General features: G+C 44.0%; 6 protein-coding genes. All 6 read right to left on the bottom strand.

What is annotated here, in order from left to right; all coding sequences use genetic code 11:
• Window positions 1-3: 3 nt before the first annotated feature.
• Window positions 4-1,455 carry an ABC transporter substrate-binding protein gene (locus EHS13_RS04820; RefSeq protein WP_155699275.1) on the bottom strand — a complete coding sequence of 484 codons (1,452 nt, stop codon included), beginning with the start codon at window positions 1,453-1,455 and terminating at the stop codon, window positions 4-6.
• Window positions 1,456-1,937: 482 nt separating this feature from the next.
• Window positions 1,938-5,027, bottom strand: coding sequence for an alpha-galactosidase (locus EHS13_RS04815; protein WP_155699274.1), 3,090 nt, complete (start codon window positions 5,025-5,027; stop codon window positions 1,938-1,940).
• 61 nt (window positions 5,028-5,088) lie between these two features.
• Window positions 5,089-9,441 carry a DUF4082 domain-containing protein gene (locus EHS13_RS04810; protein ID WP_162462958.1) on the bottom strand — a complete coding sequence of 1,451 codons (4,353 nt, stop codon included), beginning with the start codon at window positions 9,439-9,441 and terminating at the stop codon, window positions 5,089-5,091.
• Window positions 9,442-9,516: 75 nt separating this feature from the next.
• A complete protein-coding gene (locus EHS13_RS04805) occupies window positions 9,517-13,242 on the bottom strand; it encodes a DUF4082 domain-containing protein (RefSeq protein ID WP_155699272.1) in 3,726 nt (1,241 codons plus the stop codon).
• 305 nt (window positions 13,243-13,547) lie between these two features.
• On the bottom strand, window positions 13,548-15,671 hold the full coding sequence (locus tag EHS13_RS04800; protein WP_155699271.1) for a hypothetical protein: 2,124 nt from the start codon (window positions 15,669-15,671) through the stop codon (window positions 13,548-13,550).
• Complete coding sequence (locus EHS13_RS04795) at window positions 15,668-17,434, bottom strand: beta-L-arabinofuranosidase domain-containing protein (protein WP_162462957.1); 1,767 nt, start codon at window positions 17,432-17,434, stop codon at window positions 15,668-15,670. The genes EHS13_RS04800 and EHS13_RS04795 overlap by 4 nt, the downstream gene beginning before the upstream one ends.
• Window positions 17,435-17,456: the final 22 nt, after the last annotated feature.

Raw genomic sequence — 17,456 nt, 5'->3', positions numbered from 1 at the left:
CTCTTACTTTTTATGCGCTTTCCAATCCTTCGTAACTGTTTCTACAATTTTATCAAGCTTCTTCATTTCAGCAGGAACATCCTTTGTTTTCTTGCTTCCATCGATTAAAGCATTAATTAAAGCACCTTTAGGAACACCGAACTTACTTCCGTAAGATTCCCAGTTAGCATCCCAAGTCAAGTAGAAGGAATAATCAGAAGTTAAATCAATATGTGCATCTTTATCTGCAATTAATTTAGCCTGATCCGCAACAATCTTACCGAATGCTGTAAGATCAGCATTTACTGTGCTAGGCAGGTTAGCTCCTGCTTTAAGGGAAAGCTTGAAGCCATCTTCTGTAAAGCGAAATTTATTAAGTGCTACAATTGCATCGATTTTATCTTTGTCTTTTGCTGCATTAGCAGAGACTGCATAACCATTCGTAACACCACCTGGTACTCTCTTCTGATCCGATTTTGAATCAGGGAATGTGATACCCCAAGTATATTCAGTGTCTTTTTCTACTGGCGTTCCTACAACTTTACCAAGCTGGTCAGAAGGAATGGAGATCATTGCAGCTTTGCCTGATGTGAATAAGGCAACGGATTGTTCAAAGCTCATTGTGCTGTTGTGTTCAGGGAAAGCTCCTAGAGCAGCAATTTCTCCAATGGCATTATAAGCTCCTATAACAGGTGATTCTGAGAATTTCATAGTACCATCTTCGAAAAGGGCTTTTTTATGCTCATGAATTCCCCATTTAGTTAACCAATCCTCAAAGCCCCAAGTTGGCCAGCCATCTTTAGTTCCTTCAGCAATTGTTACAACTCCATTTTTCTTAAAAACCGTTACTGCAGCTTTAAGCTCATCAAAAGTTGTTGGAATCTTTACGCTGTACTTATCGAACAAGGCTTTGTTATGCAGCCAAGCTTGAACTTGCATTTCCGCTGGGAAGCCAACAATTTTACCATCTGCAGTTTGAAGATTCACTAATGCTGCAGGTGATAACGATGCTTTGAATGCGTCATCATAATACGATGAAAGGTCTGCAATGGATTGAGTTTGTGTGAATGAATCCACGATTTGCTTAGCATTCCACCAGAACATATCTGGAAGCGTATTGGATTTAGCCATAATGCCCAGCTTCTCGGTAAGAGTTGCAGCATCAAATACTTGAGTTTCAATATGAACGTTCGGATGCTGCTTCATGAATTCTGCTGCAACAATGCCCATCATGTCTTTTGTTGGATCACCGATAATAGTACCATAAGTAATTGTAACATCTTTTGCTGGTGCTTCTGTTGCAGCCGGAGCATCTGTTGCTGCTGGTGCATCTGTTGCTGCGGGAGCTACTGATGCTGCAGCAGTCGCTGCCGCTGTTGGTTCGGCTGTGTCAGTCGGCGTGCTTTTGCTGCATGCAGATACGAAAATCAATGCGAAAACCAACATTAAAGAAATGATAAGACTGCTTTTTTTCATCTTTTAAAACCCTCCTGATATTTTTTTATAATAACAATAACATGAATGTTATTGGAATTAACTACTTGGGGTGAATAATTTACAATCTAAATTATTCAATTTGATTCTTTTGATTTGTAAGCCTTTTCAAGTTAGATATCTTAAAAAAATTATTCAAAAAGCTTTCATTATAACCGTTTTAAATTCACGACGACCCAATTTAAAATTAGTATACAATATTAAATTATTGTCGTCAATAATATTTTTTAGGTATTTTCTCTTGCCTTTTACTAAGAAAAAAAGATTGTAAACCTTTAGAATGTAAGCTCTTTCACAAGAACATTTTTAGTATACAATATAAAATATTTGTAGTCAATTAATTTGTATTGTATCATCGAACACTTATTAAACCGCCACTTTAGCTCTTTTTCCACAAAAAAATCGAAGCTCCTTATATGCAGGAACTCCGATCTTCTACCCATAAACTTAACGTTTCAACTTTGTTATTTGATCCAAATAATGTCCGAAGCCTTCGCTGTGCCAGTAAATGTAACATTAAGCCCAGTGCTCATCAAAGCTGCGCCAGTAGCAGTAGTGTTTTGGGTGGTTCTGTCATAAAACTCCAAAGTATAAGTTGTAGCTGGATTAAGTCCCTTGAAGATAATGTTTTTGGTATTGCCTCCAGCATTGGTTGGCATGAACAGAAATACAGCACCCTTTATCGCATTAGTTGTATTGGGGTCAAAGTATTGTATACCATCCCAATTAGTTCCATCAGGACGAGGCAGGATATGATAAAGATTAGCATCACGCACTAGGGGTTTAATACTGTTGTTGTACAGATTGTAATATTTATTCATAAACGTCAGAGTATTGGGCGTAAATCCGCCTGACGCACCCGCGGTGGATTCGGAATTGTGCGGAACACCAAGCAGAAAGCTGCGGAAGGCATAGTCTTTATCCGTTCCAGTTCCCCAGGTTGAGTTAATATCTCCTGGCTCCTGCAGCTGTATAGATGGTATAGCATAAGAAGAATCATAGAACACTTGGCGATTGGACAATGCATCATAAATATCTGTCTGATATACCACACTTGAACGCTTTAAGGTAGCAAAATCCTTCAAATTGCCGCCTGCGTTGCAGTTTTCATAACGGAATCCCGATTTATTGACATACATGTAATCCAACAAATCGTAGAAGCCCCTAGCATTCCAATACATGGTATCTGTGCCGTACTTATGCCGATTGATCTGAGCGCTGGTATACGCAATAGGCTCAAAATCATTGCGGAATGTGTCTACATTATACGTATTCATTACCGACAGCAATTTGGTTTGGAGCCAGGAAACAGCTGCGGTATCGCCTAAATCAACTGAATTGCCATACCCATTAATATTGCGGTTTGAAAACCACGACGGATGTGCATTGGGTCCAATTGAAGTCAACGCATTGGGGTCATTGTCTAGAGCATCATGCAATAAAAAATACAAGGTGAATTTCAAGCCTTTGGTATGCATAAGCGAGCCAGAGCCAGCTAAACTGCCGCTAGCCCAGTTGGTTGGATCGGCACGCCAGTCTCCTTCATGATTGGCAACCCACCAGCCATAATCTTGTGTTATCGATTGAATTCCGTAGCTTGTAGGGGTTGGTGAAGAATTTAAATAAGTTGTTAACGGCGCTTCATATTGTGCTCCATAAGGATAGTAAGCCGCGTTTGGCGCACCGTTTGGTGCATTGACCTGAACGAAGGGCTCTGCCGTGTTGGTACGCATTTCTGCTGGGATATTGTAATTGAACTGCCATTTCTTGAAGCTGTTTGCCCCATCATCCGTTGACCCTTTGTAAGTTCCGATATAGGCTGTTGGTACATTGAAGACATCGCCAATTGGAATATCGGTTTTAAAATCCGTGTTAACTCCTGCTTTAATCCTTGTTGTTACCGGAGATGTTCCGCTTGCTGTTACATTAATTCTTCCATGCGGCCATTCCCAAGCTACATACATTCCATGCGTTCCACCATTATCTAAATAAACCAACGGAATATTATCATTGTCTCCAGCGCTGTTCGCCTTGGAATCCGTATTAGCCGTAATATTCGAGCCTGCGGTTAGTGTATCTAAATGTACACCAGTCGGATTTGGTGCAGCCGCATCCTTGTTGAAGCGCCACAGCACTGGATTGACGCTTCCCTTAACACTGACATCCATGGATTCCTGAGGGAAAACCGTGATAACACTGCCGGTATTATTCTGAATGGTCATCGTATGTGTAACTGGACCTACTCCCGGCTTCGCCCACCAGATGGATTTAAGCTGAAGTGCAGGTGTTGTACTGTTATAGGTTAACGTTACCTTTGTCCCTGTAGTCGTATCCACTGCTGCACTGGCATAAACCCAATTCAGAGTATATGTGGTAGCGCCAATATCAACTCTGCTCATTAACGGAACGGTTGTAGAGGCAGCCGTCCAATTGAAGTTTTGAGTAGGGTTCTTGAGTGTCGTAATCATTGGCCCGCTATTGGTCTCGCTTAAAGTCAGATTGGTATCCGCTGTATTCAATGTCCAGCTTGGACCTGCCACAACAGGCGTAAGCTCAACATCATCAAACCAAATCGAATCCGTCGGGCTGCTGTCTGTTACACAGCGAATAGTTAAGCTTGTAGCTGCACCGCTATTCCACGTACCTTCACTATATACCCACTGGCCACCGCCTGCTCCAACTGAAACTCCAACCTGGGCTTCGCCAGCAATATCATTCATATCGACATAAGCCACACCGTTGTTATTATTCTTATAAATCCAAGCTGAAAGCTTGTACGTTGTGCTTGGAGCTACCGTTACCGTTCTGCTTGAAACGGATGTGCTTGTAGCTGTAGACTTTAAAGAATACGTTCCGTCATAAGCTTTGTCACTTGCTCTTGCATGATTGGTCCCATTGGACCAGCCTGTTGCTGCCCCACCTGAGCCTGCTTCGAACGAGCCATTGGTCACGACATTGCTGGCAGGTACCGTAGTCAGTGCAATAGTCGGGTCCCAGCGAGTCAAATCGCTTGTGATATTGCCATTCTTATTCAGTACAAAATAAATAGCGTCAGATGCCGCGACATTCGTTGTTATATCGTAGTTATAGCCTGTGCCGTTATTATAAGCAATTGACTGAGGTCCCCAGATGGTTACCCCGTTTTTCTTAATGGTAGCGACAACGCCATCGCCGCCTGTAAGATCAGATTTCTTCACATTGCCCGTAATATGCGCACTGCCCGCCGAAGGAGCTACCCATTTACGATTGGGATCACAATTGGCATCGTCATGCTGCTGGTCATAGGTGACGGAGCAATCCAATTGTGTCGCATCTCTCCAGTAGCCGCCAAGCGGAAAAGCTGCGTCAGCATGCCATGCCATGTTGGAGTAGCTGCTAGTGGATGTGTTATACCCTTGATAGAACCACTGATTCGTACCTTGAACTGTACTGAAGCCTGATGAAGCCGTGTAGTTTGTTACATCTGCAAATATAGTTGAAGAAGGTTGTGAAATCATGATTGCCATAATAACTAGAGTCATACTCACGATTATATTTACCATTTTTTTTCTCATCTTAATATCTCCCCGTTGGCATATTTGTTGAATCGAATTTAAGCGGTTGTTTGATTTTTGTTTAATCTACAATGCCATATGTGGTTAATTCCGTGTCATAACCCGCTGGCAATGCTTGAACCAAGGATACCGTTGATTTGGCATACGCAACCATGTTTAGAATCATTCGATCCGCTACGGGCTTGCCAATATTGCCCATTAAATCAAACGTGTTGACTGTGAATTTACCGGCATATTCATTGTAGGTTCCAATAAGCAGACCCTCTGTATAGGAATTGCTGCCATTATCATCAATAGAAAATGCAGTTGTAACAGCAGGCGCTGTAATATTCCTTAAATATTTGGCAGTCCCGATATAATCGCCATAAACATCTGCCGTCATAACCTTTGACGGTAAAGTGTTCAGGATCGCAGTTGGCTTCGCAAACTGCTCCGCATGGTACAGCCAGCCTAAGCCGTTGTAAACTCCGCTTTGATCACCTTTGCTCACTACTTTGACCCATTTGTTTGGCCCGGTGCTGCCATTAAACACATTGCTCGACAAGAAGACAATTTGCGCTCCCCTCGCTGCTTTCTTATAGAGCGGACGCCAGGTTGCTTCGTTGTTAGCTACTGAATTTCCAACAACGATAACTTCATTGTCGAGGGCTTCGGCAGAATTGTACTCATGCAGCGTTGCTCCACGACTAGTCAGCAGATCTCTTACTGCTTGAGTAACTCCCAGCACCGTCACCTGGCCAAGACTTCCTGGGTAGCTGGCGCTGCTGAACACTTTAAAGCCCAATGTATTGCTTTTTGCATTTGTGACTGTGGTTAATGCGGCATTAAATGTATAATTGCCTTCGGTTAATCCTGCAATTGAAATATCGGCGTCATAAACCGAGTAAGCAAAAGGCGGGTTACTGCCGCTAGAGATGACAGCACTCGTGTTTTGCGTCCAAACCGTTGTCCCCCCGGAATTCTTAATCGTCAAGGTTACCGGATAGGTTCCTGCCGCAAGAACATCCTCGTTTGCCAGATTCGCCCTAACATGGAAGGTGCTGTTCGTGTAAATCGTCAACGGATTAACAAACAGGTTCCATTTTGATTTAGCCCAGCCATCTTGAAGGACGGGGAGAATATCTGCCTTCCAATCGCGGAAATCTGTCATGATTCCTTCTTGAGAGCCTCCAGAATCCGTAAGGCTGGTGAGACTGTAGCCCATAATTCTCGGATTGCTTCGTATGGTGCTGAACAATTGAGCTCTTTGCTTGCTTTCTGCTTTCTGGCTGTCGAGAATTGCATCTTCAATAACGGGATAAACACTAGACATGCCATATTTGGTCCAAATGTAATTTAAGGCTGTTATTTTGTTTGTTGTCCATGACCAGGGAACAACTAATGGACCTGCATTATAGGCATGCAGCTTTCTGTCATTGTCGAAGGAATTGAACATCCCGCCAGCGCCAGCTTCAGAAACGAAGATATTGCTCGTTCCACTTCCTAGACTTGCAAAGGAATTGACGAAATTCCATGTCGTTGGGTATGTGTTGTATACATGGACATCGCCTGCACCGCTTATAAATGCACCAGCCGGGTTCATAGGCAATAGATCGGAAAGCGTCCCGGTTGATACAGGTGTTGTTGCTGATTCGCCGCCCAGATAAACATTCCAGGTAGTGGAGCCTGGATTTGAGGCGGATGCCGTGGTCAGATCGTTGTCCCAGCGAGCGCTGCCCAGCATGACAAGCTTAGTCGTGTCGATAGCGCGAAGCGCAGGCAGGAAGTTCTTCGCTGCTGTATATACGGCATTATTCTTATTTTCATTCAAGAGTCCAAACATCGCTACGCTAACTCGGCTGCGATCACGCTTAATGACATCCGTGACAGACAAAGCGAATTTGCTAGAATCGGACAAATTCCAGGAGCCCTGGTGCTCCTCGTAGATAAGAATCCCCTTCTCATCCGCTAAATCGAGCTGCTCCGGCAGTGCCGCTGCGGCAATAGAACGATACATGTTGAAGCCTGCCAGCTTCAGCTTATCGAAATCCTGACCCAGCAGGCTCATATCACGTGCTGTACCTTGGACATTGACGGGATCATAGAAGTTCTGATGAACACCTTTGAGGAAAATACGTTGGTTGTTGAGCATATAGTACCCATTTACAATACGGAAATCTTTAAAACCGAAACGCGGAATGGCGTAGACATCGGTCTTGCCTCCGGATACTGCCGAAATACTAAGCGAGTACAAGTAAGGATCATCCGGGCTCCAAAGATGTACACTAGGAACAGTAACTGTCATATTAAACATAGTTGTCCCTGTAGTCGCGGTAACACTTGAATTGCCTGTACCGATATTGCTTCCATTAAACACCCCGTAAGCTGTGCTCAGCACGACGGATTGCGATGCGCCTGTGTTGTTTTCCACAGTGATTTGCAGATCGATATTTCCATTGGAAATATTCGGCTTAGCATAAACATCTGTGACTCTCAGCTTAGGCTGCTTCACTAAATCAACATGTTGGACAATTCCGCCATTATCCCAGAAAACCGGAACTGCACCGCTGCTTAACACACCCTTCGGATTTTCCACTCGAACCGCAATGAAATTACCACCTTGGACAAGAGATGAGGTTACATCTACCTCAAAAGGAGTATCTGAGCCTTCATGCGTCCCCAAATTTTGCCCATTTACCCATATCTGCGACTTATATTGAACTGCACCGAATTTAATATAGTACTTCATATCCGCAGCAACCGTTAGATTTGTATTGAAAAACCGCCCGTACCAGGTAACGCCATTGTAGCTTGGATACGCCTCATAGATGGTGCCGGGCACTTGAATGTTTATTGCCGTGCTGAAAGGATAGCTTGCCGAATTAAACCATGAGCTCGCTATCCCCGTATTCGAGTTGTCCTGAACAATTCGCCAGCTGCCATCCAAGGACTGCTTAAGCAAACTCGGATTTGGTGTTGGCAAAGCTCCAGGCACAAAAACGACATCTCTTAGATAATTATCCGCAGCTGAAGGAACTACGTTAGGCATTTTACCAACATTTGCCGTGAACCGGCCTGATTTCGTCGGATAACTGAGATGACCACCGTTGTTTCCCGCATTCGTTAGACTCATAAGCGGTATAGCTTTGTTCACATCCGCTCCTGTTGAAACGGAAACGGTATAATCGGTTAATTCCGTAATGCTGATTGGCGTTGGCAGCGTATAGGTAAACCAACCTGCTGCTCCGCCGTAAGTAATCGTATAAGGACCGCCTATTACGGTATTGTCATGATTGCGCCAAATCCGTGCCGTATGGACACCAGATTCCGCTGCAGTTGCATATACACGAATTGCCGTAACTTGGCCAGGAACCGAAGCTTGAAAAACCTGTCCTAGCTCAACAGGGAAACCATTGTTGACTGAAGGTGCTGTTGCCGCATCAGAGAATATTTTCTCTGCAGAGTCTGGTACAAATTCAATATCTCTCAAATAGCTTTCCCCTCCAGATGGTGTTGTAGCTGGACGTGTACCCATCGTATCTGTGAAGCGGGCTGAATTGGCAGGCCAAGCAACATGCTGGCCATTATTGCCTGCACCAGCATTCGTGCCGCCACCCCAATAGCGATTGGTATCCGTTCCAGTAGTTACGGAAACCGTATAATCGATGCCCGAGCCAATCGATAGCGGTGTTGGCAGGGCATAAGCAACCCAGCCGTTTACACCCGTAAATGCAGTTGAAGGAATGGTAAATTCCGCAAGCTTGGCTCCATCCGAATTGCGCCAGATGCGTGCTGTATGGATCCCCGATTCTTGAGATACAGCATACAATCTAACCTTGGTGATTTGCCCGGAGGTTGTAACATTGAATACTTGTCCCAGCTCATGCTGTGTGCTGTTGTTGACTGCAGTGCCTGTTACGGCATCAGCAAATATTTTTTCTCCTGTTGTGCTAATTGTGTCATATTCAAAGGCATCAATAGACGAATAGTAGCCGATGGAAGAAGCATTCTTGGTGTTGGTAGCAACCAGCTTAATTGTGTGGCTAGCATTGGACAAGGCTGTATTGCTGTACAATACCTGCTGCTTCAGCCATGAGCTTGCATACATATCTACCGATGCAACCAAGGCTCCGTCGATATACACCTGTGAAATACCGCAATCTAAATTCTTTGGACCTATCCATTTAATGGACGTACCCGTAAAAGTAAATTGCGCATAGTTTCCATTTGTACTGGAGTAATGCTGGTCACTATTGATATAACCGGAAGCACCTGTCGTATCATAGGTCCATGCTCCTGAATAAGTAATTTGTGCAGTTGTATGGTCATTTACCTGAGTCGCTGCAGCAAAAATCGTATTGCTGGGTTGCACAATAGTAAGCAAAGAAGCAAGTAGTATAAGAATGAGTCCAATTTGCATTAGCTTGTTATTCATAGCTTCCATTCTCCTCATTTTAGTTTTTTCATGTTGAGAAGCAGCCCGTTTTTCAACGGACTGCTGACAGTATTGTTAATTAATCCAGATAATTTCCGAAGCATAATCGCCTGTCATGCCTGTTACACTAATACCAAGATCCATTAGCTCCGCACCAGATTTGACCGTGTTGAGCCCCGTCCTATCCTGAAAAGTCAGGGTGTATGAAGTATTACGATCCAGCCCTTTAAGCTTGATAACCTTTGAGTTACCGTCTGCTGCATTGACAGATGGCTTGAATAGGAATACAGAGCCTTTATTCAAGCTGGAATTGAAGAATTGCATGCCATCCCAATTAGTCCCGTCCGCCATTGGCAGGATATGATACATATTTCCCCCTCTTAGAATAGGGCGCTGTTTGGTCTTATAAAGATCAATGCTTTGTCGATAGCTCGCATTGCTGGTATCCACACTGCACAGCAGCACAGAGCCAAGCATCGAGGTTCTACCCATAAAAGCATAGGGATAATTAACTATTTGCACATCTGATTTAAGCTGGATTGGATTCATTGCGTAGCCGTTGACATATAATGTCGCTCGGTATGCGGTTCCCCCATCCGAAGCTTCGTCATTCGTCGTAATGAATGTCATTCTGCTGGTGACTGCAAAGCCTTTGTACCTGCCGCCATTAGCACAGTTTTCATAGCGGAAGCCAGGCTTGGTGGTAATTAGATTATCAACAATGGACAGGAAATTGGTAACCCCATTATAAGTATCCGGCATTGGATTGGTCGGAGCGGTGTAAATATCCGTTCTCCACATGTCATACCAGCCATTATCATAGCGTGTAGTTAGCGCAGAAAGCTCCGCATCTCTGCCCGCAATAGTGTTTAGATCAGCATCATTATAAGTGCCGCCCATATATAGCGAAGCTTTTAAACCTGCATTGTGCGCTTTTGTTGCAAAATCAAAGCCATTTGGCCACTCTGCAGGGCGGTAGGTCCAGTTTCTGCCGTCATACCAGCCGAAATCCATTTTCACAGCTTCAACACCACTGGCTGCAATGCTGTCATAGGTGCTTTGCGGTGTACTGCCAACAGGATCAAAACAGATTTCTGTCCACGGTTCGCTTGGATTATTATAGAGGCTCCGCGGAACCTTGAAATCCCAGAACCATTTTTTGAAGCTGTTGCCGCCATCGTCGATATCACCTTTGTAAGTACCGTAATACACACTTGGAATGGTAAAAATAGCACTGTTCGCTTGCGTTACGGTCTCTGTAAACGGATTGACTGAGACACTAATATTAAGCGGATCAACGCCAGAGGCAATATTGAAGCTGCCGAGCTCCCACTCATAGCCGACATAGAATCCATGTGAGCCATTTACATTGAGCAGCCCAAAGGGGATATAGGCTGAGCTGGTTGTAATGCTCGTGCTCGCATTCATCGTGAACTTATCCAAAGTCGGCATCTGATAGGCCGTTTTAGAGAAACGATACAAATCAGCTGTGCTGTCCGCTTTTATGGCAATATTAGTCCCTTGTATCGAGGTTCCGTATGAGACTGTTCCTCCCGTATTATTCTGGACGGTCATCCAATTCTCTACAGGTCCTGTTCCCGGTCTTGCCCACCAAATCGATTTAAGCTCCAGATTTGGCGTCGTGCTTGTGAAGCGCAATGTAATCTTCACCCCGCTGGTTGTATCTGTCGTTGTGTCCTGATAGATCCAATTAGGGGTTACTCCTGATACGGTTGAGACTAGAGGTACGGTTGTATCGCCATTAATCCAGTCCCAGCCTTGTACGGGGTTTTTCAATGATTTGATATAAATCAGATTGTTTTTCACAGCAAGCGTTAAGCCTGTATCAGACGTCGCCAAATAGACCGCTGTGTTATACGTATCTAGTGAAACCAACTGTGTTCCACTGATGCTGCCGTTAGTCGCCACTATAGTAAAATTCCCTGCAGTTGCAGAGCTGCCTACTGTAGCTACACCTGATGAGGCATTAATAGATACCCCTGTTTTGGGAGACTGCAGGCTCCAAGTAACAGTAGGACCGCTCATCGCATTCCCCTGCTGGTCCTTTACTTTAGCTAAGTAGCTTTGTGTAATACTGCCTGTTGCCGGGATTTTCAATGCACTTGCTCCGGATACAGAGATCGCCGTCGCAGTCAGGCTTTGGATGGTTACTGTTTTAGTTCCAGTCATGCTGCTGCCTGCATCTGTGGCTACAACTGTAATAGTACCGTTAACCGCCGTGCTATTAACCGTAACCGTTCCAGTGCCTGAGTCGATGGAAACGCCGGTTTTTGGAGTTTGCAGGCTCCAAGAAATGGTTCGGTTTGGAATCATATCTCCGTTCTGATCCAATACTTTAGCTGTGTAAAGGCCATAGCGGCTAAGAGAAGATGGCTTTTCTATAAAGTCCGTTCCTGAGACAGTCAATGATGTAGGTACTTGCGCGTTGGCAATAAATTCAATATCCCTTAGATAGCTTTCGCCTCCTGCTGGTGTGGTTGTAGGCCGCGCTCCCATCGTATCTGTAAATCGACCTGAGCTTGCGGGCCAGCTGATATGTAGTCCATTGTTTCCCGCACTAGCATTGGTGCCGCCGCCCCAATAACGGCCTGCATCCGTTCCAGTTGATACAGAAACGGTGTAGTCAGTATTGGAGGCAATCGATAAAGGGATTGGCAGCGTATAGGTGATCCAACCGTTGGCACCAGTAAACGAAGCTGCTGGTATAGTATATTCACCCAGCTTCATGCCATCAGAATTCCGCCAAATCCTAGCTGTATGATTACCGGTTTCTTGTGAAACGGCATAGAGTCTAACCTTGGTGATACTCCCTGCCACATTAACGGCGAATACCTGTCCCAGCTCGTGCTGCATGCTGTTGCTAAGGGCAGTCCCCGTAGTAGCGTCGCTAAAAATCTTTTCTGCTCCGGTTGAAATGTATTCAAATGCATCTATGGAAGAATAGTAACCGCTAGATGAGGCATTTTTGGTATTAGTAATTACAACCTTGATGGTATGACCGGTATTGGCAAGCGTTGTATTGCTATACAAAACCTGCTGCTTTAGCCAAGTGCTTGCATATAAATCAACAGTTGCTGTTAGCACCCCATCGATATAAATCTGAGAGATGCCGCAATCCACATTCTTCGGACCGATCCACTTAATCGATGTACCAACAAAGGCTAATTGAGCATAATTTCCATTTGTACTGGAATAATGCTGATCCCCGCTTACATACCCAGAGGCAGCGCCATATGTCCAAGCTCCTGTATATGCAATACCTGAATCTGTGTCATTCAGAGTAATAGGCACAGCCGTATCATATTCAAAAGCATCTACGGAGGTATAATAACTAATCGATGCCGCATTCTTGGTGTTGGTGGCTACAACCTTGATAGTATGACTCGCATTGCTCAACGAGGTATTGCTGTAAAGCACCTGCTGCTTCAGCCAAGAGCTGGCGTACAAATCAACTGTCGCAACCAATGCACCATCGATATAGACCTGAGAGATTCCACAATCGACATTCTTGGGTCCAATCCATTTGATTGATGTGCCGGTAAAAGTATATTGTGCATAATTTCCGTTGGTATTGGAATAATGCTGATCACTGTTGATATAACCGGTAGCGCCTGTCGTATCATAGGTCCAGGCACCTGAATACGTTATTGAACCGTTGTTGTCATTGACTTGAGTTGCTGCTGCATGTGTCAAATCTAGGGGGAATAGGGATAATGCGATCACAATTGAGAGAAATAAAGCAAGCAGCCTCCTGCTTTTTTTACCATTTGTCTGTTTCATTATTGATCCACCTTCCTATTGGTTTTTATAACGTTGACCTACCCTAATTATTCCAGCACCAAAGTCCTTTATTAATATCCTTTATTAATTTCTCCTTTCTATAAAATTAATTTTCAATATTATCCTCCTTCCCCATAAACTTTGTAAGCACTTACATGACTAGCGAATTTAGTATACATATAAATATTTTTGTAGTCAATAACTAATTAATGTTGATTTTAATTTATTTTAGCAAACAAAAAAACCTCCCTTTAAGAAAGCGGAGGAATTATGGTTTCATTAGATTTAGAGCTGAGAATTTCGAATTATAGCACTTTAAGCTTAACCCACTTATGCCCCATGGCTGGAATAACTGCATTAAGCAGAATTTTGTCATGGATTACTTTATAAGCCGCGCCTTCTATCTCCACCTGCCCAGCTGTTAAGCCAATTTCCGACAAGCTGAACTGAATTTGCCGCTGTACGAGTTTGTTTTCTAAATTAAAGATGTTGATCACACACTCTCCGTTTTCGGTTAAGGTATGGGCATGAACCGTTTCATCCAAACCATAGAAAGTTCCTTGGGCATAAAACAATTTATGGGACAAATAAACCTGCATTGCTTTTTTCTGTGTTTCCCCTATTTTTAAATTGGTGTGCGTACCGCCTATGCCCAAGTGGCGACATGTGCTCGCGTACCACCAGAACATCAAAGCATTTTCATTGTCCTTGCGTAAATCTATGTGCAAATAAATCGGGATACTGTAGGCTAGATTAGCATAGTACAACGAGAAAGCGCGTCGACTAATAATGTCATCCAACGGTTCTACCATGTACTCATATCCCCATAGCTCATCAAATGACCCAGGCTTTCCATGCATATAATAGGTCGGCACATAACGCGGAGTCCCTGGTCCAGTCATGGGATCATGCTGCTCAATCAGCACTTCCGGAAATTCCTCATGTACCCGCTGTGTGATGAGAAGTATGGCATCGAGATGCTCCTGATGCTTCAAGGGAAGCGAGTGTCCATGTGCAGGATCCCAGCATTCGCCGGCAAACCATGACCCGTCAAACATGAGGAAATAGGCACCTTTTCGACAAAGCTCTTTAAGTCTTTCGACCTTAACCTCTATATAAGCCGAGCTGCCGCTGCACAACACATCAATGTGCAAGAAATCATTCGCTGGATGCTTTAATCTTTGGCCGTTTTTATCCATGCGGCTTGCCTCTTCAGGGTAAGCCCCGGCATCGCACCAAGGCGCTAAAGGTGTATGAAGCGCCAGCTTCATATTATATTCGTCCTTCAACCATTGGACGAAGCTTTCTTGAGTTCCCAAGCGATCATTCGCCCATATATTGGAGCTTAATGAAGTATCCCAACCTGGATCAAGATATAAACATTCACAACCAAATTCTTTGGCCTTGTCTGCTTCTAGCTTCATATCGCTCTTCTGATAATATTTATGGCGATTCTCTTGCGAATCCTCTATCCACCACAGCAGGTTGTCATATAGCTCATTCCAATGAACGGGCGGATTAAATCCAGTAGGCGTAATGTGCCCTTTACGTTCGGTGTATTGGCGGAAGGCCGAATAAGCTTCCTTCCATTCTCCATCCAGAATCTGATAGCGAGTCTCGCCAAAGCTGAATTCACCTCCAGGCAACAGCTTCTCAGCCCCCTCGGGATCTCCCAATTTCCAGCGACCCGCTCCGCCAAATCGCAGAGCCTTAGCCGTCTCACTTGTTTCGTCTTTGTGCATGGGGCTAATTAACGACCATTCCATAGCGTTCGCATTGTACTTGCTGATCAGCAAAGTATTGCCTTCCTGATACCAAGCCCAGCCTTCCGCTCCCCAATCCGATGTGTACTCTATATTGTAATCCGGGCTGCGTGCAGTAGTAAACCAATTAGGCTGATTCGCCAATTGTTGAATATCATAATCGTTGAGTTCCCCCGTCTCTGGATGACGACGATAAGGCACATCACAAAAACGCTGTTGGCTCATCCCAGGCAGCCAGTCGTTGCCATCATGCACGTTCTTTACAAAACCACATGCAAATGAGGAAGTATCCAATGTTTGTAAACTAGGATTATATATACGAATAACCTCTGTCAAAACTCCTGTCTCATCCCCAGGCATTGTCCAAATTTGCTCAATTCCCAATTCACCGGCTTTGCTGCTGAACACTACTTTATACGTGCCATTATCCTCTGTTGTAATGCTTGGCTTTCCTATTAATTGGGGCTGATTTTCACATAACCAAGCATAGCTGTCATCCGCATACACACGTCTGCTCTGCAAATCTCGCAAATGCAGAGGATTTAATCTCCCCTGCGTCTCAACAATCATTTCTAATCGCCCATTGGTTAGAACGAGCTGTCCATTCTGCTCATCATAGCTAACGGAAGGCTTACTTATGTTTAGATCATTTGATTGGGTAGTCATTTCGCAACTTCCTCTCTTCTCCCTAGTTCAAGCTGGGTGAGCTCATCCTCAACCAGATTTCCCGCATTTTCATCCACTACTCTAAAATAAACAAATTCACCATCGGGATCCGCAAAATCGGTTAAATACAGCTTTAATTCAGGTGAATTCTCAGGAGCATGCTTGTATGGCCCCCAAGCTTTGATACAGCAGGCATGTCCGTTTGGGTGCATCACATCTTTGGAATCCATCGATTCCACCAAGCTGGGGTCAAATGCTATCAGCCGCATATCTGATCTTGTTATCTCCGTATTTTGGGAAGGATTAAAACAGAATACAATCGGTCCTTTCATGACGGCCGCTCTACCCTTTTGTGCTTTTCTACCTTTTATTAACCGATAGCCCATCGGTAGGTTCAGTTCAATCGCATCTCCTGCCGACCATAACCGCTCAATTTCAAAAAAACTACCCGCTGAGGCACTAGTCGTTATAGTTTGATGATTTACTTTTACTTGCGTCCCTGCTCCCGCACACCATTTTGGAATCCGCAGCTTTAAGACAAACCTAACAGACATTGAGGGATCTATAGCTATATGGATCTGACCTGAATGAGGATAATCCGTCTCCTGTCTTATAGTGACAGAGGTATTATTATCCAGATCTATGGTTGCTTTTGAAGCTGTATATAAATTGATAGCAACACCGTCAACAGTCCTGTAATAAATCATTTCAGGCAATTCGGATATGATGCGTCTAAAATTATTCGGACAGCAATACGTATCGAGCGGAAAATAGCGTTTAGGTCCATCAAAAGGCACATAATATCTGATTTTCCTGCCATCTGGTGATTGAGCGGCAAACAATCCGTTAAAGATTGTTCGCTCCATCACATCTCCATATAATGAATTACTTGTTTCCTGCAGCAAAATATCCAACAAACGAATCCAATAGGCCGTGGCACAGGTTTCACCTAAATTACCCAGACCTTCCTGAGTATCCTGCCAGCATTCATTCTCGCCCGCTGCACCCGTGATGACCATTGCGTCCTGATTCAGCATAAAATCAACTGTCTGATGGATAGTGGCAAGTAGCGCCGGAACATTTAAACATTTACTGAGCTTAAACCTAGCAATAAGTCTGCTTAAATAGTCATAAATATGCCCGTCAACATGCTCCAGCCTGCCTTTAACAATAGGTCTATCCCAATCCTGAAATTTTCTAAACTCAGTTAGAAATTCCAGATATCTTTGATCCTGCGTTTGTTCATAAAGCGCAAGAAAAGCCTCTTCAGAGCCTAGCGTACCTATGTAAATTTCCGGTAAATCCTGCGGCGCAGCTTTCCATTGCTCCATTAGATAATCAGCAAGCCTACAAGCTGCAGCTAGTGACTTTACCTCTTTCCAGTAACGGTAGTCCGACACCAAACCAAATATCATATAGGATATCTCATGAATATCCCATAATCGATTAAACCTATAATCTAATGGCATTATACCTATATATCCATTCTGTTCTTGCAAGGCAAGGATCTGATTAATAACACTATCCCGAAGATTTGTCAGTTCTTCATCTTGCTTATAGGCGGCCAGCCTTGTCAATGCGTCAATAAATTTTCCCAAGCCGACATAATCGCCAAGCTCCTTGTCTTTATCCCATTTATCTCTAAATGGCTGTATGAAATCCCGTTGTATATCAATAGCGAGGATATTATTCTTGGCTGTAATGTCGATTCGTCTGCCAATTTCACCACCAACTTCGATACTTCTAATATCAATTGTTTTCATAGCTCCTCCTTCATTAAACATC

It is taken from the genome of Paenibacillus psychroresistens (assembly GCF_009728935.1).
Lineage (GTDB): Bacteria > Bacillota > Bacilli > Paenibacillales > NBRC-103111 > Paenibacillus_AC > Paenibacillus_AC psychroresistens.
Note: the sequence above shows the minus strand (reverse complement) of the source record. Positions and strands in the feature narration are given on the sequence as shown.